Raw genomic sequence first — 18,609 nt, forward strand, 5'->3', positions numbered from 1 at the left:
TCCAGAACAGGATTCGAATTCATCGAAGATACGCTCGACCTGGGATAAACCTTGATGCAGTAGGCTTGCCGCTCATATCTCCAGTTGTAGATAATGTTGTCTACAAATAGAGACAAACACAATCACGAGCCTACGTGGAGACAGCGACAGCATGATGACCGACTGGGCGGGCTTGCCCGTCACCTACGGCGATGTATTGCGCCGGGCGATGGATTCGCTCTTTCGCACCTTCGAGAATTTCAGCGAAGGCACGTTCATCGTCGATGCGCAGGCGCGCGTCGTCTGGATCAACAAGCGCTACGCGGCGCGCTTCGGCTTTTCGGATCCGCGGCAGGCGATCGGCCGCGATTGCGAAGCGGTGATTCCCAACAGCCTGATGCGCGAGGTCGTGAACACCGGCAAGCCGATCCTGCTCGACATCATGGAGACGGACCGCGAACCGCTCGTCGTTACGCGCCTGCCGCTCAAGGACGACGCCGGCGTGACGATCGGCGCGGTCGGCTTCGCGCTGTTCGACGAACTGAAGGCGCTCACGCCGCTCTTTTCCCATTACTCGCGGCTCCAGCAGGAGCTGATCGCGACGCGCCAGTCGCTCGCGCAGGCGCGCCGCGCCCGCTATACGTTCGGCAGCTTCGTCGGCACGAGCGCGGCCTCGCTCGAAGTAAAGCGCCAGGCGCGGCGCGCCGCGCAACTCGAATCGCCGGTGCTGCTGCTCGGCGAAACCGGCACCGGCAAGGAACTGCTCGCGCATGCGATCCACGGCGGCTCGGCGCGCGCGAATCAGCCGCTCGTGAGCGTCAACGTCGCGGCGATTCCCGAGACGCTGCTCGAAGTCGAGTTCTTCGGCGCCGCGCCCGGCGCGTACACGGGCGCCGATCGCAAAGGGCGGGTCGGCAAGTTCGAGCTGGCGAACGGCGGCACGCTCTTTCTCGACGAAATCGGCGATATGCCGCTGCCTTTGCAGGGCAAGCTGCTGCGCGTGTTGCAGGACAAGGAGTTCGAGCCGCTCGGCTCGAACCGGATCGTGCGCGCGGACGTGCGGATCATCGCCGCGACGTCGGCCGATCTGCCCGCCCTCGTCGCAGCCGGGCGCTTTCGCGCAGACCTGTTCTACCGGCTCAACGTGCTGACGATCCACGCGCCCGCGCTGCGCGAGCGGCCTTCCGACATCGAGGCGCTCGCGTACGCCATGCTCGAAGACCTCGCGGCGCAGGCGCGCGGCGGCGGTCACCTCGAATTGCAGGACGACGCGTTGCGGCTGCTCTGCGCGTACGCGTGGCCAGGCAACGTGCGCGAGTTGCGCAATACGCTCGAGCGCGCCGTGATGCTGTCCGACAGCGAGCGGATCGATGCGCGAACGCTCGCGCCGTTCATCGGATCGGGGCAGGGTGGCGGCAGTGGCTTGCATGGCGCGCCGGGGCGGGTCCAAACGCCGACGCCCGTGCACGGGCGGACGCCGTCGCCGGCCACCGCGGACGCGGCCGCCGAACCCGCGTCATGGAGCGACGCGATGGCCGCCTTCGAAAAGCGCTTCCTGAGCGACGCCTTGCGCGCGAACGGCGGCCGCGTGCTCGACACGGCGAAACAGATCGGCATGGGACGTGCGACGCTATACAAGAAAATCGCCGCGCACGGAATCGAGGTCTGAGGCATCGCGCTTGCCCGGCTGCGCGTCGCCGACTGCACCGAACCCGCATGGCGCGGCAACTGACGCAGCGCAAGTGCCGCGTGGCACAATTGTGTGATCGAACAACAAGACGTGACCGGGGTTTCCAATGAAACGCAGTCTTTCCTTCTTCGCACGCCGCTTGAGCGCCATGCTGGCCGCCGGCGCAATCGTCGTGCTTGGCGGCTGCAGCAGCAGCGCGCCGTTGTTCCTCTCGGATGGCCGCGCGACCACGCTCGTGCAATGCCGGGTCGGCTCCGATTCCTGCTCGCAACAGGCCAGCGCTGCGTGCAACGGCGCGTACGACGTCGTGCGCCAGTCCAGCGAGGGCGGCACGCTCAATCTGATCTACGCCTGCCGCGCGAAGTAAGTACGCGCTCACACCGCGCCGGTGCAATGCCGGTGCGGCCACGCGAGCTGATCGATAAACGTATGGTCGTCATAAATCCGTCCGCCCAATTTACGTCAGATAATCGGTTAGCATACGTATCGCTTTTATACGCGGCCCTTTGCTGGGGCGACTCGCGTATCGCCAATTATTCTCCCAGCCGGACCTCGCAATAATCGCTATCCGGTTTGCCGTCGAACGGAGTCGGTGCGGAAGCTAACGGAACGCGAAGTTCAGTAGCAGTATTCTTTTTCGAACCGTTAGCGATTTAACCTTGGCAGGCAGATTTTGCCGGGTTTTTCTGACGCAGGAGACGCTCAGGAAGTATTTTCCGCTCCCGGTAGCGCTGCGCCCGCGCCCGCTGGCCATTGCGCCCTCCATGCTTCGATTTTTGCTTCAACACTAATTTAATAGAATCCGGGGAAAAGCAATGAATCATCAACAACTCGAAAAAGATATTGAGCATCTGGAGCAGATTATTTCGCATATATCGGCGGAGGATCGTATTCCGCTCTCTTATTGGCGCAACCGGATCGATCTGGTTTCCGGCGCGGTTCTCGTGCCGGCGCAGGCGACTCGCGTCAGACGTTTGAATGCGGCGCTGTGCGCGCTCGAAAAGCGGCAAAAAGCCTGAATGCCGGAAAGTGAATGTCAGCAATAAAGAAAGTCCGTCGTATACTCTTCGATCGGATAAGTTTTATGGCTGGACTTTCCCTTGACTGACACAGGACGAACATGCAAATAGCAGGGCTTTGCGCGAGCCGGCTGGCGGCTTTGACCACCGCGATGCAAGGTTACGTGGAGCGCGGCGAAGTGGCAGGGGTGGTGTCGCTCGTGTGGCGGCGCGGCGAAATCGGCTATTTCGAACCGCTTGGCCTGCGCGATGAAGCCGCGCAATTGCCGATGGAGCGCGACACGCTGTTTCGCATCGCCTCGATGACCAAGCCGGTCACGAGCGCCGCGATCATGCTGCTGATCGAGGAAGACCGGCTCGCGCTCGATTCGCCCATTTCCCTGTGGCTGCCCGAACTCGCGGCGCCGCGCGTGCTGCGCGATCCCACCGGCCCGCTCGACGACACCGACTCGGTCCGTGCGCCGCTCACGGTGCTCGACCTCCTCACGCATCGCGCGGGTTTCGCCTATCACTTCACGGCGACGGGTCCGCTGTCCGAAGCCTATGCGGCCGCCTTCAACGGCTTCGAGGCGAACGGCGGCAACAGCGCGTGGCTTGCACGCATCGCCGCGTTGCCGCTGATGTTCCAGCCGGGTTCGCGCTGGCACTACGGCGTCGCGACCGACGTACTCGGCGTGCTGATTGAGCGCGTGAGCGGCATGCCGCTCGGCGAGTTTTTCCGCACGCGCATTTTCGAGCCGCTCGGCATGCGCGACACCGCGTTCTGGGTACCCGACGCACAGCTTGCGCGCCTCGCCACCGCGTATAACGTCGATCCGGACACGCGGCGGCGCGTGATCGAGGATCATCCGGCGGCGAGCCGTTGGGCGAATCCGCGGCGCTTCCAGAGCGGCGGCGGCGGGCTCGTCTCGACCGCCGAAGACTACCTGCAATTCGCGCGGTTGCTGCTCGGGCGCGGGCGCGTCGGCGAAACGCGTCTGCTGTCGCATCGCTCGGTCGATCTGATGCGCAGCAACTTCCTGACGCGCGAGCAGCGCCGCCTGCCGGCCTTCGGGCACGTGATCTGGGCGGGGCAGGGTTTCGGCCTCGGCCTGTCGATCGTCGACGATCCGGCGCAGCAACTGCCGCTCGGCTATCGCTCGCCCGGTTCGTTCGGCTGGCCGGGCGCGTACGGCACGAGCTGGTTCGCCGATCCGGTCGAAAACCTGATTGGCGTGATGCTGATTCAGCGCCGCTCGATCGCCCCCTTCCCGATGGCAACCGACTTCGAACGCCGCATCTACGACGCGATCGACGACTGAGCGCGCTTGCGGCGCTTACCGGCTCCCATCGCTCCAACTGCCCTCACCGCCCTCACGGCGCGGCCAGCACGGCCTGCGCAGCGTCTGCCTCATGCATAGGGCCGCGTGATTCACTATGCTGTGCCTTATTCGTCTGATAATGTCCGCACAGCAGTTCGTCCAACCGATGGGGGAACACCGCATGGCCTCTTACAAGCAGTTGACCGCGCAACTCGAAAAGCTCCACAAGGAAGTCGCAGCGGCCCGCGAACGCGAAGTCGCGCAAGTGATTGCCGAGATCAGGCAGAAGATCGCCGAATACGATCTGACCGCCGAGGAACTCGGCTTCACGAGCGCGGCGAAGCCGAGGCGCAAGGCGGCTTCGGCTTCGGTCGCCAGGTACCGCAATCCGAAAACCGGCGAAACGTGGAGCGGCCGCGGCCGCGCGCCCGCGTGGCTGGCAGGCAAGAATCGCGAGCGGTTTCTGATCGACGCTTGATGCAGGTGCAAGCCTGCTTGCCGGGGCTGTCGAGGCCTACCGAGGGCCGTCAGCGCGTTGCGATCGTCGCGTGATGCTCGCCGCGATCCGCGATCATGCCGCGCATCTTTCCTGAAGCGATACGCCGTACGCTTTCTTCCGCGCCGTTGCGCGGGTCCTGAAAACGCTCACCTTTGAATCGAGCCTGAACGCGATCCGCGAGCTTGGCCGGCGCGTTTGCTCTTCATGCGCTTGCTTCGGTGAGCCAGGCTCTGTCACGCGACGCACCGCCGGGCGCATGTGCCGCCACCGCGTTGCGCTGATGCGCATGCCTCGCCGGAAAGCCGCGCGAGCCTTTGCTGGCGGGCATTCCCTGGCATTTCCAGGCATTCCACGCGCGGCGTGCCGGTGGTCTTTCAGAGCATGGCTGCGGCTTCTACACGGTTTGTCTTCCTGTTCGATCTGCCGCTGCGGGTGCGCGGATGATCTTCGCGATCCTCACCTTTCGCGGCGATTCGACACGCGTCGCGACGAGTCCCGAAAGCACTCACCTTTGCGCGCGTGCATGCGCGCACGCCGGGCGTCGCGCCTGAGCAAAGCCGGTGCTCGGGGCAAACCCGGAGTTGAGTTCGCCTCATACCCCAGCTCAGAACTCATCGATACATGGTCGCCAAGGCCACGCGCCACAATCGGTCATCCACTCAAACCGACGGAAAGACCATGAGCGCATCGACGGACAAAACACTCTTTATCGGCGAAGGATTCGAAGGCCCGGGCGTCAATCTCGCGCATATCAACGTGCTGGTCGGCCCGCGCAACGGTCCGGCAGGGCAGGCGTTCGCCACGGCGCTCGCGACGCCGTCGGCGGGTCACGCGCCGTTCGTCGTGATCGCGCGTCCCGGCGTGCCGACCAAGCCGCTCACGCTCTATGTGAACAAGGCGCAGATCGCGAACGACTTCCACGGCAACGCGACGTGGGGCGCGTCGCAGGCCGGCATCGCGAAGGCGGTGGCCGAATCGCTGGAAAACGGCACGTTGCCGCCCGAAGCGGAAAACGACTGGGTCGTCGTGTCGGCGAACTGGGTCAACCCGGCCACCGACAATCTCGACGCCGTGTTCGAGAACAACTACCGCGCATGCAAGAACGCGATTCTCGCGGCGATGAAGGGCTTGCCGCATCGCGATGAAGTCTTCGCCGCCGCGCGCGACGTGTCGAACCCGTTCTACACGCCGAAACAGCGTTGAGCGCGCGACGCGGATAAGGTGCGTCGCCGGGCGCCCCGCATTGCGCATTCGCTATCAGGATACCTAAACATACTTCGGGCGGTGTCGAAGAGATCGACATGCCCGGCCGCAACCATCTTGCATGGGATCGGAGTAGGTGCCAAAGCGCCAACCACGAATCAACCGCTAAAGCACTCACTCCGATCGACAAAGGAGACAAGCAGCATGGAATACATTCGCCTCGGCCAGTCCGGCCTGAAGGTTTCGCGTCTGTGCCTCGGCACGATGAACATGGGCACACCGCAATGGAAGCCGTGGATCTTCGACGAAGCGCAAAGCGAGCCGATCGTGCGTCACGCGCTCGACGCGGGCGTCAACTTCATCGACCTCGCCGATTTTTATTCGACCGGTGTCGGCGAGGAAGTGGTGGGCCGCATTCTGAAGCGCGTCGCGCGCCGCGAGGAAATCGTCGTGACGACCAAGGTCGGCTATGACATGGGCGCGTATCAGAACGCGGGCGGCCATTCGCGCAAGCACGTGATGGACGGCATCGACGGCTCGCTCAAGCGCCTCGGCATGGACTACGTCGACATCTACATGCTGCATTTCTTCGACGTGAACACGCCGGTCGAAGAAACAATGGGCGCGTTGAACGACATCGTGTGCGCGGGCAAGGCGCGCTATATCGGCGTGTCGACGATGTACACGTGGCAGCTCGCGAAGATCATGCAGGCCTGCGAGCGCAACGGCTGGCACAAGCCGGTCAACATGCAGTTGCAGTTGAATCTCGCGTATCGCGAGGAAGAGCGCGAAATGATTCCGTACTGCCGGGATCAAGGCATCGGCGTGTCGGTGTTCAGTCCGCTCGCGCGCGGGCTACTGACCTGCGAGCCGAACTCGACGCGCAATCAGACCGATTTCTTCACCGCGCAGATGTACGGCGATCGCGCCTCGCGCGAAATCGCGGCGTCCGTCGCGCGCGTGGCGGCACGGCGCGGCGTGGCGGCCGCGCAGATCGCGCAGGCGTGGGTGCTCAATCACGGCGGCGTCGCGAGCATGCTGGTCGGCGCCGATACGCCCGCGCAATTCGACAGCGCGCTCGCCGCGCTCGGCACGACGCTCACCGACGACGAACTGTTCGAGCTCGAGCGCAACTACACGCCGTGCGATCTCATCAACGACTACACCGCGAGCCGGCGCATCGCTCGCGAGCCGCGGCTCGCGCAAGGCGTGTTCGCCGACAATCTGGAGAAGGCCGCATGAACGAATTTCTTCGCACAGGGCATTACATCAACGGCGAGTGGTACGACGGCGCCGGCAAGAGCACCTATGCGGTGCTGAATCCCGCGACGGGCGAAGTGATAGCCGAGGTCGCGAAAGGCGGCGCGGCGCAAACCGCGCAGGCGATCGCCGCCGCATCCCGCGCGTTTCCCGCATGGCGGGCGTTGACCGCGAAAGAGCGCGGCGCGCGCGTGAAGCGCTGGGGCGAGCTGATGCTCGAGAATCGCGACGCGCTCGCCGAACTGCTGACGCTCGAGCAAGGCAAGCCGCTTGCCGAAGCGCGCGGCGAAGTCGGCTATGCGGCGAGCTTCTTCGAGTGGTTCGCGGAGGAGGCGAAGCGCGCCTATGGCGACGTGATCCCGAGTCCCAATCCGAACGCGAAGATCGTCGTGACGCGCGAACCGGTCGGCGTGGTCGCGGCCATCACGCCATGGAATTTTCCGCTCGCGATGATTACGCGCAAGGCCGGCCCCGCGCTCGCGGCCGGCTGCACGATGGTGCTCAAGCCGTCCGAGGAAACACCGTTGTCCGCGTTCGCGCTTGCGGTGCTCGCTGAGCGCGCGGGCATTCCGGCGGGCGTGTTCAACATCGTGTCCGGCGATGCGGTCGCGATCGGCGGCGCGCTCACCGAATCGGACGTGGTGCGCAAGCTCTCGTTCACGGGCTCGACGCGCGTCGGCAAACTGCTCGCCCGGCAATCGGCGGATACGCTGAAGAAGCTCTCGCTCGAACTCGGCGGCAACGCGCCGTTCATCGTGTTCGACGACGCCGATGTCGACGCGGCCGTGCAGGGCGCGATGGCATCGAAGTTCCGCAACACCGGGCAGACCTGTGTGTGCGTGAACCGCTTCTACGTGCAGGACGGCATCTACGAGGCGTTCACTGCAGCGCTCACGCAGGCGGTGCGCGGGATGCGCGTCGGCAACGCGCTGCGGGGCGAGGTCGAGCAGGGACCGCTCATCAATCAGGCGGCGTTGAAGAAGGTCGAGGCGCACGTCGCCGATGCGTTGCAGAAGGGCGCGCGCGTGTTGACCGGGGGCAAGCCGCATGCGCTCGGCGGCACGTTCTACGAGCCGACCGTGCTCGCGGACGCGTCGAGTTCGATGCTGATCGCCAGCGAAGAAACCTTCGGTCCGGTCGCCGCGTGCTTCCGCTTCAAGACCGAGCAGGAAGCGATCGCCGCAGCCAACGACACGCCGTTCGGTCTCTCCGCGTATTTCTACACGCGCGATCTCGCGCGGGCCTGGCGCGTCGGCGAGGCGCTCGAAAGCGGCATGGTCGCCATCAACGAAGGGATTCTGTCGACCGAAGTCGCGCCGTTCGGCGGCGTCAAGCAATCGGGGCTCGGCCGCGAAGGCTCGAAGTACGGGCTCGACGAATACATGGAGCTCAAATACATGATGATGGGCGGCCTCGGGCGCTGACGGAAGCGCAAGCAAGCGCGGAACCCGAAGCAAACGTGAAAGCGAACGGGGACGCAGCACAGGGCGCAGCCGCCAGCACGGGCTGCGTCAGGGATCGATACCAACAGCAAGCATCTTGCATGTGACCGGAGTAAGTGCTGAAGCACTCGCTCCGGTCGACAAAGGAGACAGCGTGAGCAATCAGGACATTCAGGTGGCCGCTCTGGGCCTGCCCCACCATTTGCCGGCGACGGCCGCCGCGCGCGGCGCCATTTCTCTCGACGACGTTCCGCTGAACGCGTTCCACGTGAAGATCGCCGGCCTCACGTTCGGCGCGCACTTCACCGAAGGTTTCGCGCTCGGCACGATCGGCTATGCGCTCGCGTCGATGAATCGCCAGATGCCGCTCGACGCCTTCTGGATGGGCATGGTCGGCAGTTCCGCGCTGATGGGCATTTTCATCGGCAGCCTCGTGTTCGGCTGGCTGTCGGACCGCCTCGGACGCCAGAAGATTTTTCTGCTGAGCTTTCTGATTATCACGGCGGCTGCGTTTGCGCAGTTCTATGTGCGCTCGCCGCTGGAGCTATGTCTGCTGCGGGTATTGATCGGCTTCGGCATGGGCGGAGATTTTGCCGTCGGTCACGCGATTCTCGCCGAGTTCTCGCCACGCAAGCATCGCGGCACGCTGCTCGGTTCGTTCAGCGTGGTGTGGACCGTCGGCTACGTGATCGCGAACGTGCTCGGTATGCATTACGCCGATGCGTCGCCCGATGCGTGGCGCTGGCTGCTCGCGTCGGCGGGCGTGCCCGCGCTGTGTGTCCTCGTGCTGCGCATGGGCACACCGGAGTCGCCGCGCTGGCTGCACGGCAAAGGCCGGATTGCGGAGGCTCGCGCGATCGTGACGAAGTACTTCGGCCCGAACGTCACGCTCGACGTCGCCGACGACGACCACGCGCCCGCGCCCGGCGGCTTCATGCGCCTGTTCAAACCGGACCTGATTCGCCGGACCATTTTCAACTGCGCGTTCTTCGTGTGTCTGGTCATTCCGTACTTCGCGATCTACACGTTCCTGCCGACGATCCTGAAGGCCATTCACCTGAACCACGACTCGGGCGCGGACTTCCTGCTGAACGGCTTTCTCGTGCTCGGCGCGCTGATCGGCATCTGGCTCACGATCAAGCTGCCGCGCCGCGTGTTCCTGATCGGCTCGTTCGCGGTGACGTGCGTGTCGCTGCTCGCGCTGAGTCTGTTGCCGGGGTCGGCGAGCGCCGGCATGATCGTCGCGTTTGCGGTGTTCACGCTGACGATGTCCGCGTTCTCGAATCTCGTCGGCGTGTTTCCGCCGGAGTGCTTTCCCACCGAGGTGCGCGCGTGCGGCGTCGGCCTCGCGATTGCATGCAGCCGGCTCGGCTCGGCGGTGGGCACGTTCCTGCTGCCGCTCGGCATCGTCCACCTCGGTTTCCAGGTCACGATGATGGTGCTGGCGGCCGTGCTGCTGATCGGGATGATCGTGTCGATTGCGTGGGCGCCGGAAACGCGGCATCTGACGTTGAACCAGGCAAGCGGGGCGTAACAGGCCGGACTTTCCTCTCTTCTTAGGCCCGGATCGCCGGGAATGCGCGCCCGAACCATGTTGTGGTTCGGGCGCGGTTCGTTTTCGGCGTGGCTTGGCCGCGTGCAGCCCGCTTTCCCCCGGCTGCCGCGCGAGGCGTGTATCATTCGCACCTTGCGCCGTTCTGCGCTGGCGATTCCCGTATTGTCGAACGTTGGGCCGAGGCCCGGTTTGCGGCCTTTGCCGCAGCCAGGTTGGCGGCCACGTTCGTAGCCTGTTTCACGACGCGGCGAGATCTCCAGTCGTTTCCGGGCTTTCGCCCGACTCGCGCAGCTCGCCGCCGCCGCGCCATGCGCGGCATACCGGCCGCCCGAGGGCGCCGGGAACCGCCTGAACCCCTTTCCGTGACCGCCAGACCCGATGTCAGTCTCCGAACTCAAACGCCGCCGCACGTTCGCGGTCATTTCCCACCCGGACGCGGGTAAAACCACGCTCACCGAAAAGCTGCTGCTGTTTTCGGGCGCGATCCAGATCGCCGGCACCGTGAAGGGCCGCAAGAGCAACCGCTACGCGACGTCCGACTGGATGGAAATCGAAAAGCAGCGCGGCATTTCGGTCGCCAGCTCGGTGATGCAGTTCGAGTACGGCGAGTGCGTCATCAACCTGCTCGACACGCCGGGTCACGAGGACTTCTCCGAGGACACCTATCGCGTGCTGACCGCGGTCGATGCCGCCGTGATGGTGATCGACGGCGCGAACGGTGTCGAAGCGCAGACGCTGAAGCTGCTCGAAGTCTGCCGCAGCCGCAAGACGCCGATCGTCACGTTCATCAACAAGCTCGACCGCGAGGTGCGTGAGCCGCTCGAACTGCTCGATGAAATCGAGCAGCACCTCGGCGTGTCCGCCGTGCCGTTTACCTGGCCGATCGGCATGGGCAAGGATTTTCAGGGCGTCTACGACGTTCAGCGCGATCAGGTGCGCGTGTTCCGCGCGGGCCAGGATACGGCCGGCGGCGCGGTGGAAACGCTGCAGGCGCTGGGCGGCGAGGAAGGCGAGCACCGTTTCGGCCACGCCTGGGTGCGCGCGAAGGAAGAGATCGATCTGATCAGCGGCGCGACGCCCGAGTTCGACCGCGAGCAGTTCCTTGCCGGCCAGCAGTCGCCGGTGTTGTTCGGCTCGGCGATCAACAACTTCGGCGTGAAGGAAATTCTCGACGCGCTCGTCGACCTCGCTCCGCCGCCGTCGATGCGCATGACGGTGCAGCGTCCGGTGCTGCCGGAAGAGCCGAAGTTCACCGGCGTCGTGTTCAAGGTGCAGGCGAACATGGACCTCGCGCACCGCGACCGCGTCGCGTTCATTCGCGTGTGCTCGGGACGTTTCGAGCGCGGCATGGCCGTGAAGGTCACGCGCTCGAACAAGTCGTTTCGCGCGAACAACGTCGTGACGTTCCTGTCGCAGCGCCGCGAGACCGTGAGCGAGGCGTATCCGGGCGACATCATCGGGATTCCGAATCATGGCACGCTCAGTCTCGGCGATACGCTGACCGAAGGCGAGCAGCTGCAATTCGTCGGCTTGCCGTTCTTCGCGCCGGAAATTTTCCAGACGGTCGAAGTGGTCGATCCGATGCGCGCGAAGCAGCTCGGCGAAGCGCTCAAGCAGCTCGGCGAGGAAGGCGCGATTCAGGTGTTCCGTCCGGAGGCGGGCGGACTGATGATTCTCGGCGCGGTCGGGCAACTGCAGTTCGAAGTGGTGTCGCACCGTCTGTCGACCGAATACAAGGTCGACGTGCGCATGGCGCCCGCGCGTTACCGCCTGTCGCGCTGGGTGACCTGCGACGACTCGGCCGAATTGCGCCGCTTCACGGATTCATACTCGGCGCGGATCGCGCTCGATGCATCCGACGCGCCGACCTATCTGGCCTCGCACGTGTCGGAGATCGAAGTTGCGCAGAAGGCGTGGCCGAAGATCGTGTTCAATGAATTGCGCGAGCATTCGGGAGCGCCGTTCAGGAAGGCGATGTAAGAGTGGGTGATGGCGGGCAACCGCCAACCGCCCGCAGCTTCGGCTTCACAACAGAAAGCCGCGTCATTCGACGCGGCTTTTTTCCTGGCGGCACAGCACCCGCACGGTCACCGCATCTTCAACACCTCATCGCGCAGCCACCCCCCAAACGCCTGCACATATTCGAGCGCCGCATGCCCTTGCGCGACATCGAGCCAATAGCCGAAAGGACCTGCCACCTCGATATCGGAAAACTGCGCGAGCGTGCCGCTCGTGAGTTCCTCGACGATCATGTTCCTGTCGACGATCGCTAAACCCGCACCCTTGCTCGCCGCGCGAATCGCCTGTTCGAGCGTCGAGAATTCGATGCCGTTTTCCGAGTAGCGCGCGGGCAGCCCGGCCTTGGCGAGCCAGTTGGGCCACAGTTCGAGGCGCGCGTCGTTGTGCAGCACGTGTAGCGCGGGCATCGAGTCGAGCAGCGCGTCGAGCGGCCGGCCGAGCAGTTGCGGCGCGCCGACGAGGACGTGCCGCTCCATCATCAGCAATTCGGAATGCGTGTCCGGCAGCGCGTGGCGCGCGAAGCGGATCTGGCAGTGGCAATCGGCGCTCGGCTCGGTGCGGATCGACAGTTCGACGTCGGGCAATTCCACCGCGAGCGAGCCGAGCCGCGGCGAGAACCACTGCGTCGCGAAAGTAGGCGGCACGGCGACCACGAGGCGGCGGCGCCCCTTGACTACGGTTATCTGACGAAAGCCGCGCTCGATCGTGTCGAAAGCTTCCGTGAGACAGGGCAGCAACTCGAGGCCCGCTTGCGTGAGGCGTATGCCCTTGTGATCGCGCTCGAACAGCTTTGTGCCGAGCGATTCCTCGAGCAGCTTGATCTGCCGGCTCACCGCCCCTTGCGTGACGCACAGCGCTGCGGCTGCCCGATTGAAACTCATATGCCGGGCCGTTTCTTCGAAGAAGCGCAACGCGATCAGCGATGGCAAGCGCCGCATAAATCACCTTCTGTTTCTTGTAGTCGCCCGGGCCTCACATACGCCTGTCGCGCGGGGTCCGGGTTGCTGCTTGCCGGCTGCGCGTCGAGTCGTCTCCTGCGCGCAATTTCACCCGCCATCCGCCGGCGATTCATGCGAGGCAAACCGCTTTGCCTTCCTTCGGATGGCCGAATGATTGTCGCATTGCCACTCGGTTTTGTGCTTGATCAGGTTGCAAAATATCTTGACCGTGCGCTCGCCGGTTGCAGGGGAGGGGCACGTTAGCCGCACGCTGATCCCGTGCGTTTCGCGCATGTCATGGTCGCGGCGAGACGCCCCGCGCCCGCGCGACTTCGCCTATGCTGACGGAAGCGCGCGCGCTCGCGCCGCACCGGCCTGTCTCTCTTACTTCGTGGAGCGCCCGTGACCGTTCGCAATCTCGACGCCCTGTTTCGACCCAAATCCGTCGCCGTGATCGGCGCGTCCGAACGGCCGGGCAGCACCGGCGCGATGGTGTGGGCGCGCGTGCTCGAAGGCGGCTTCGCGGGCCCGCTGTGGCCGGTCAATCCGAAGTACGAAACGCTCGCTGGCCATGCGGTGATCCGCGACGCCGGCGATCTGCCGCAGGCGCCCACCGTCGCGGTGATCTGCACGCCGCCCGCGACGTGGCCCGCGCTGATCCACCGGCTCGGCGGCATGGGCACGCGCGCGGCGATCATCGTCGGCGAGGTGCGTGGCGACGAAGACCGGCTCGCGCTGCGGCACGCGCTGTCGGCCGCGCGTCCGTATCTGCTGCGCATCGTCGGGCCGAGCAGTCTCGGTGTGGTGTCGCCGGCGCTCGGCGCGCATCTGGGGGCGCCGTCGTGCACGGTCAAGGCAGGCGGCGTCGCGTGGGTGTCGCAGTCGAATGCGCTGACCAACGCGGTGCTGGGCTGGGCGCACGCGCGCGGGCTCGGTTTTTCGCATGCGGTGGCGCTCGGCGAGGAGGCCGACGTCGACGCGGGCGACGTGCTCGACTATCTCGCGAGCGACCCCGGCACGCGCGCGATCCTGCTCGAACTCGATACGGTGCGCGCCGCGCGCAAGTTCATGTCGGCCGCGCGCGCGGCGGCGCGCAACAAGCCGGTGCTCGCGCTGCGCTCGGGCCGCGACGATCCCGCCGACGGGCTCTACACGGCGGCGTTCCGGCGCGCGGGCCTCGTGCGCGTCGACGCGCTCGACGATCTGCTCGACGAAATCGAAACGCTCGGTGTGGGACGCGTGGCGGCGGGCGCGACGGCGACGCTGATTACGAGCGACCGCGGCCTCGCGACGCTCGCGTGCGACGCGTTCGCCGCCGCCGGCGGGACGCTCGCGCCGTGGCCCGCCGAGGCATCGGACGCGTTGCGCGAGGCGCTGCCGCATGTGGTCGGCGGCAATCCGCTGCAGCTCGGCGACGACGCGCGTCCCGAGCATTTCGGCACCGTGCTGAAGCTGCTCGCCGAGCATCGCAGCACGGGCACGGCGTTCGTGGTCCACGCATCGACGCACGGCGCGCCGGTCGACGAGGTGGCGCAGGCGTTGATCGCGCATCAGCGCTTCGCGTATCGCGGGCTGCTCGCGTGCTTCTTCGGCGGGCTCGACGCGACGATGCGCGACGCGCTGCACGCGCAGGGCATCCCGGTTCACACGACGCCGCAGCGGCTCGCGCGCGCGTTTGCGCGTCTCGTCGATTACCGGCTGGGCCGCGAGCTGCTGATGCAAACGCCGGAGGGCCTGGCCGCGCAGATTCCCGAGGCGATCGACGCGGCTCAGGCGCAGGCTCGCGCGGCGCTCGACGCGGGGACGAGCCGGCTCACGGGGGAAGCGGCGGCGCGGTTTCTGGCGCGCTTCGGGTTGCAGGTGGAGGGGGCGAATGGAGAGGACGCGGCGAGCGGCACGACCCTCGCTCCAAACTCCATCGTCGACATCACCGTCGAACTCCACGACGACGATAACTTCGGCCCCGTGTTCCGCTTCACCGCGCCACCGGTCGATGGCGTGTCCGACGCGTTGAGCGTCTATGGTCTGCCGCCGCTCAATCCGATACTCGCGCGCGACATCGTCAAGCGTTCGCATTACGCGCGGCTCGTCGCACCCGAGCCCACGCTCGCGGCGCTGACGGCGCTGTCGCAGGCGGTCTGCAATGTGCGCGAGATCGTCGGGATTGCGTTGACGCTCAGGGTCTACCGGGACTGCGTGATGGTGGTCGAGCCGGTGCTGAGTCTTGGCGCGCAACGCAGCCGCCTCGCGATCGTGCCGTATCCGCGGCGCTTCGAGGAAACGCTCGACTGGCACGGCATGCGCGTGACGGTGCGGCCGATCCGTCCCGAAGACGAAGTCGCGCATCGCGACTTCGTGCAGGCGATGACGCCCGAGGATTTGCGGCTGCGTTTTTTCGGCGCGGTCGGGACGTTCGACCACTCGCAACTCGCGCGCATGACGCAGATCGACTACGACCGCGAAATGGCGCTGATCGCGACGATCGACAACGAGGAAGGTGTGGCGCAGACGCTCGGCGTGGTGCGCGCGGTGGCCGATCCCGACAACGAGACGGCCGAATTCGCGGTGGCCGTGCGCTCGGACCAGAAAGGCCGGCGTCTCGGCCAGCTGCTGATGCAGCGGATCATCGCGTACGCGCGGGCGCGCGGGATTCACTGGCTCGTCGGCGAGGCGCTGCGCGAGAACGGCGTGATGATCGCACTCGCGAAGGCCAGCGGCTTCACGATCACGCGGACCGAAGATCCCGCCGTGGTCGGCTTTCGCATGGCGCTGGACGAGGTGGCCGGGGCGGATGCGACGAGCGGGCCGAAGTCGGATCCAAAGTCGGACCCGAAGTCAGGACAGAATCAGCCCGCGCGTTGAGCGAGCGGCCGAGGGGGAGGCGTCGACGCCTGGCGTTACCTCACCCATTCCACTCACGCCGCCAGCTTCCCCGCCGCCTCATCGACCTGCGCGCGCGTCACGGCTAGTTCCTCGAGCCATGCCTGCGCGTACACCGCGCCGGTTTCGCGCTCGAGACGCGCGATCGTCGCCGCGCAACGGTTCGCGTCCTTCAGCGTCGAGATGAACGACTTCACCGATTCGCCGCCCTTGAACGCGTCGAACAGCGGCACGCGGATTTCGTCGGGCAGCGGACGCGTCGTCCATTGATACGGCTTACCGTTGAACGTCAGCGAAGGCGGCAGCACGCGCTCCTTGCGCGCGGCCGGAATCAGGCCGTAGGTGCGCGCCGCTTCGCCGATCTGCTCGGGCGAAAACAGCTCGTCGGGCGTGATGTCGAATTGCTGGATGAAGGTCTCGATGCTTTGCATCGCGGCAGCGCGATCGTCGCGGCGCTTTTGCGCGTGAGCGACGATGTCGCGCAGCTCGTCGGCTTCTTCAGGGGTGATCGTGAAGCTCGACTGCTTCTGCTGGAGTTCGGAAAAACGCTGGAATTCGGAATCGGTCAGAAGTTTGGCCATTGCTCAATCGATGCGCGCACGAGCCCGCTCATGCGGCGTAATTTTGGAAGGGCCGCCATTCTAAACCATGTGCGGGAGCGGCCGATATGCAGTGGACAGTCCTTTCCGCGAGCATTCCCACTCTCGGTCGAAACCCCCTACGCCGCCTGCTCCCGAAACATCGACAATGCCTGCACCGTCTCGCGCAGCAACACGGTAGCCGCTTCGAGCGTCGGCGCGACGTATTCGTCGATACGCCGCAGATACGGGCACGTGAGCACCGCAATCGCCTGGCCGGCCGGCCCGAGAATCGGGAACGTCAGATCGGTCACGCCGAACGTCTGCTGACTGTCCTTCTGTGAGAAACCCGCCGCGCGAATCCGCTCGCACGCGTCTTCGAGCGCTTCGCGATCGATCGTGACTTCGCCCTTCACACGGGTGTGCTCGGCAAGCATCTGGCGGCGCTGCTCGACGCTCTGAAACGAGAGCATCACGCGGCCCGATCCGGTGTCGATCAAACCGACCCGCGAGCCGAGCCGCACCGACATCCCCCACGTGCCCGGCCCGTCGACCTGGGCGATCACGAGCAGGTTGCCACGGTCGTACACGACGAGGTGGCACGACTGCTCGGCCGTATCGGCGAAGCGCTGCATCAGCGGCAGCGCCTCGGCGATCAGCCGGTTCATCGGCGGATGACGATGGGCGAGCGCATACAGCTTCAGGCTCAGCGAATAGCGGTCGCCGGCCGCCGAGCGCACCACGTACTGGCGCGCAACGAGGCGCTCGAGCATCCGGTACATCTCGCTCGCGTTGCGGCCCAGCAGTTTCGTGATCTCGGCGCGCGTGAGCCCTTCTTTCTGCTCCGAAAGCAGTTCGAGGATGTCGAGGCCTTTGTCGAGCGCGGGGGCCCGGTAACGGTCGTCGTCTTTGTCTTCTGCGTCCATCGTCGTTGTAAGCGGATTTGCGTGTGCAGTTCTCATTATCTGGCGCGCGCGGGCAAGTGCGTAGCGATTCGCAAGCGACGTGTTGTTCGTCCAGGGAAAACACGGACGCTTCCTGTCGCGCATGCCGCTTGACTAAAAAAAGTTCGTATATGAATAATACGTTCATTGGTGAATGAATGCCAATATCCCCGAAAAAGAAAACGCAGGACCAAGTGCCGGCATCGACGACCGGCTCACGCAGTTCAACTACACCTGGCAGGAGACAACCATGTCGTTTGCTCAAAAGCCCCACGCTGGCCGCCGTTTGTTCCGCCGCTCACTTTCCGCACTGGCCGCCGCCGCGTGCGTCGCCGGGCTCGCCGCGAGCGGCCCCGCGCATGCCGCCGACACCGGCAAGATCGGGCTCGATCTGCCGCTGCTCACGTCGCCGTTCTGGCAGTCGTACAACAACTACCTGCCGAAGTACGCGAAGGACATGAGCCTCGACATCCTCGCGCCGGTCAATTCGAACGGCGATCCCGCGCAGCAGATCACCGACATGAACAACCTGCTGAACCTCGGCTCGAAGGGCATCGTGGTCGGCCCGCTCGATTCGGCGGCGATCAGCCGCGCGCTCGACGCCGCCGCGGCGAAGAACGTGCCGGTCGTCGCAGTGGATGTCGCGCCGACGCAGGGCAAGGTCGCGATGGTCGTGCGCGCCGACAATCACGCGTACGGCGAGAAGGCGTGCAAATACATCGGGGAGCATGTGAAGTCGGGCAAGGTCGTGCAGATCATGGGCGACCTCTCATCGGTGAACGGGCGCGATCGTTCCGAGGCGTTCCGCGCGTGTCTGAAGGGCTATCCGGCTCTGTCGCTGCTCGAAATTCCGGCGAGCTGGAAGGGTGACGTCGCGGCTACCGCGCTCGACAGCCTGCTGACCGCCAATCCCGATGTGAAGGCGATCTACATGCAGGCGGGCGGCGTCTATCTGTCGCCGACGCTGCAAACGCTGCGGCGCAAGCAGATGCTGTTTCCGGCTGGCAATCCGAAGCACATCGTGATCGTAAGCAACGACGGTATTCCTCAGGAATTCGAAGCGATTCGCCGCGGCGAGATCGACGCGACCATATCGCAGCCGGCCGATTCATACGCGAAATACGGGCTCTTCTATATCAAGGCCGCGCTCGCGGGACAAACCTTCAAGCCGGGCCCGACCGATCACGGCAGCAACATCATCCAGCTCGCGCCGGGCTTGCTTGAAGATCAACTGCCCGCGCCGCTCGTGACGAAGGCGAATGTCGACGACAAGGCGTTGTGGGGCAACACCGTCAAATGAGC

At 65.4% G+C, this 18,609-nt stretch carries 15 protein-coding genes; 12 read left to right on the forward strand and 3 right to left on the reverse strand.

Annotated elements, in window-relative coordinates; genetic code table 11:
* Positions 1-151 precede the first annotated feature (151 nt).
* The 10 genes from B9Z01_RS26675 to B9Z01_RS26720 all read left to right on the forward strand — a co-directional run bounded on the left by B9Z01_RS26675 (position 152) and on the right by B9Z01_RS26720 (position 11,928).
* Complete coding sequence (locus B9Z01_RS26675) at positions 152-1,648, forward strand: sigma-54 interaction domain-containing protein (protein ID WP_085488550.1); 1,497 nt, start codon at positions 152-154, stop codon at positions 1,646-1,648.
* A gap of 127 nt (positions 1,649-1,775) precedes the next feature.
* Positions 1,776-2,036, forward strand: a complete 261-nt coding sequence (locus tag B9Z01_RS26680) for a hypothetical protein (RefSeq protein WP_085488551.1) — start codon at positions 1,776-1,778, stop codon at positions 2,034-2,036.
* A 448-nt stretch (positions 2,037-2,484) separates the two neighbouring features.
* On the forward strand, positions 2,485-2,688 hold the full coding sequence (locus B9Z01_RS26685) for a hypothetical protein (RefSeq protein ID WP_085488552.1): 204 nt from the start codon (positions 2,485-2,487) through the stop codon (positions 2,686-2,688).
* Positions 2,689-2,789: 101 nt separating this feature from the next.
* Positions 2,790-3,989 carry a serine hydrolase domain-containing protein gene (locus tag B9Z01_RS26690; protein WP_085488553.1) on the forward strand — a complete coding sequence of 400 codons (1,200 nt, stop codon included), beginning with the start codon at positions 2,790-2,792 and terminating at the stop codon, positions 3,987-3,989.
* Between the two features lie 181 nt (positions 3,990-4,170).
* On the forward strand, positions 4,171-4,467 hold the full coding sequence (locus B9Z01_RS26695) for an H-NS histone family protein (RefSeq protein WP_085488554.1): 297 nt from the start codon (positions 4,171-4,173) through the stop codon (positions 4,465-4,467).
* A gap of 699 nt (positions 4,468-5,166) precedes the next feature.
* The gene (gene fae, locus B9Z01_RS26700; protein ID WP_085488555.1) at positions 5,167-5,691 is read left to right on the forward strand and encodes a formaldehyde-activating enzyme; all 525 of its coding nucleotides are present in this window, start codon (positions 5,167-5,169) and stop codon (positions 5,689-5,691) included.
* A 204-nt stretch (positions 5,692-5,895) separates the two neighbouring features.
* Positions 5,896-6,933: an aldo/keto reductase gene (locus B9Z01_RS26705; RefSeq protein WP_085488556.1), complete on the forward strand. Its 1,038-nt coding sequence runs from the start codon at positions 5,896-5,898 to the stop codon at positions 6,931-6,933.
* Entirely contained in the window at positions 6,930-8,375 is a 1,446-nt protein-coding gene (locus tag B9Z01_RS26710; RefSeq protein WP_085488557.1) for an NAD-dependent succinate-semialdehyde dehydrogenase, read from the forward strand. The genes B9Z01_RS26705 and B9Z01_RS26710 overlap by 4 nt, the downstream gene beginning before the upstream one ends.
* A 172-nt stretch (positions 8,376-8,547) precedes the next feature.
* Entirely contained in the window at positions 8,548-9,927 is a 1,380-nt protein-coding gene (locus B9Z01_RS26715) for an MFS transporter (RefSeq protein ID WP_085488558.1), read from the forward strand.
* A 399-nt stretch (positions 9,928-10,326) separates the two neighbouring features.
* Positions 10,327-11,928, forward strand: coding sequence for a peptide chain release factor 3 (locus tag B9Z01_RS26720; RefSeq protein WP_085488559.1), 1,602 nt, complete (start codon positions 10,327-10,329; stop codon positions 11,926-11,928).
* Between the two features lie 107 nt (positions 11,929-12,035).
* On the opposite strand, the gene B9Z01_RS26725 is transcribed toward B9Z01_RS26720, so the two are convergent.
* Complete coding sequence (locus tag B9Z01_RS26725; RefSeq protein ID WP_085488560.1) at positions 12,036-12,905, reverse strand: LysR family transcriptional regulator; 870 nt, start codon at positions 12,903-12,905, stop codon at positions 12,036-12,038.
* A gap of 402 nt (positions 12,906-13,307) precedes the next feature.
* Here B9Z01_RS26725 and B9Z01_RS26730 point away from each other — a divergent pair, with 402 nt between their 5' ends.
* Entirely contained in the window at positions 13,308-15,767 is a 2,460-nt protein-coding gene (locus B9Z01_RS26730) for a GNAT family N-acetyltransferase (protein ID WP_085488561.1), read from the forward strand.
* Positions 15,768-15,820: 53 nt separating this feature from the next.
* Here the strand turns inward: B9Z01_RS26730 and B9Z01_RS26735 are convergent, their stop codons facing one another.
* Both B9Z01_RS26735 and B9Z01_RS26740 read right to left on the reverse strand, forming a co-directional pair.
* Positions 15,821-16,366: a hypothetical protein gene (locus B9Z01_RS26735; RefSeq protein ID WP_085488562.1), complete on the reverse strand. Its 546-nt coding sequence runs from the start codon at positions 16,364-16,366 to the stop codon at positions 15,821-15,823.
* A gap of 137 nt (positions 16,367-16,503) precedes the next feature.
* Positions 16,504-17,289 carry an IclR family transcriptional regulator gene (locus tag B9Z01_RS26740; protein ID WP_085488563.1) on the reverse strand — a complete coding sequence of 262 codons (786 nt, stop codon included), beginning with the start codon at positions 17,287-17,289 and terminating at the stop codon, positions 16,504-16,506.
* Between the two features lie 268 nt (positions 17,290-17,557).
* On the opposite strand from B9Z01_RS26740, the gene B9Z01_RS26745 reads away from it, so the two are divergent.
* Positions 17,558-18,607 (forward strand): sugar ABC transporter substrate-binding protein, encoded by a 1,050-nt coding sequence (locus tag B9Z01_RS26745; RefSeq protein WP_085488603.1) that lies wholly within the window; start codon positions 17,558-17,560, stop codon positions 18,605-18,607.
* Positions 18,608-18,609: the final 2 nt, after the last annotated feature.

The sequence above is a fragment of the Paraburkholderia susongensis genome (assembly GCF_900177725.1).
GTDB classification, from domain to species: Bacteria; Pseudomonadota; Gammaproteobacteria; order Burkholderiales; family Burkholderiaceae; genus Paraburkholderia; species Paraburkholderia susongensis.

What these genes read in the sequence shown, in the direction of transcription:
- B9Z01_RS26740 (WP_085488563.1), bottom strand. Translation starts at nt 17,289, where the DNA reads ATGGACGCAGAAGACAAAGACGACGACCGTTACCGGGCCCCCGCGCTC.
- B9Z01_RS26710 (WP_085488557.1), top strand. Translation starts at nt 6,930, where the DNA reads ATGAACGAATTTCTTCGCACAGGGCATTACATCAACGGCGAGTGGTAC.
- B9Z01_RS26675 (WP_085488550.1), top strand. Translation starts at nt 152, where the DNA reads ATGATGACCGACTGGGCGGGCTTGCCCGTCACCTACGGCGATGTATTG.
- fae (WP_085488555.1), top strand. Translation starts at nt 5,167, where the DNA reads ATGAGCGCATCGACGGACAAAACACTCTTTATCGGCGAAGGATTCGAA.
- B9Z01_RS26725 (WP_085488560.1), bottom strand. Translation starts at nt 12,905, where the DNA reads ATGCGGCGCTTGCCATCGCTGATCGCGTTGCGCTTCTTCGAAGAAACG.
- B9Z01_RS26705 (WP_085488556.1), top strand. Translation starts at nt 5,896, where the DNA reads ATGGAATACATTCGCCTCGGCCAGTCCGGCCTGAAGGTTTCGCGTCTG.
- B9Z01_RS26695 (WP_085488554.1), top strand. Translation starts at nt 4,171, where the DNA reads ATGGCCTCTTACAAGCAGTTGACCGCGCAACTCGAAAAGCTCCACAAG.
- B9Z01_RS26680 (WP_085488551.1), top strand. Translation starts at nt 1,776, where the DNA reads ATGAAACGCAGTCTTTCCTTCTTCGCACGCCGCTTGAGCGCCATGCTG.
- B9Z01_RS26745 (WP_085488603.1), top strand. Translation starts at nt 17,558, where the DNA reads ATGTCGTTTGCTCAAAAGCCCCACGCTGGCCGCCGTTTGTTCCGCCGC.
- B9Z01_RS26690 (WP_085488553.1), top strand. Translation starts at nt 2,790, where the DNA reads ATGCAAATAGCAGGGCTTTGCGCGAGCCGGCTGGCGGCTTTGACCACC.
- B9Z01_RS26735 (WP_085488562.1), bottom strand. Translation starts at nt 16,366, where the DNA reads ATGGCCAAACTTCTGACCGATTCCGAATTCCAGCGTTTTTCCGAACTC.
- B9Z01_RS26685 (WP_085488552.1), top strand. Translation starts at nt 2,485, where the DNA reads ATGAATCATCAACAACTCGAAAAAGATATTGAGCATCTGGAGCAGATT.
- B9Z01_RS26720 (WP_085488559.1), top strand. Translation starts at nt 10,327, where the DNA reads ATGTCAGTCTCCGAACTCAAACGCCGCCGCACGTTCGCGGTCATTTCC.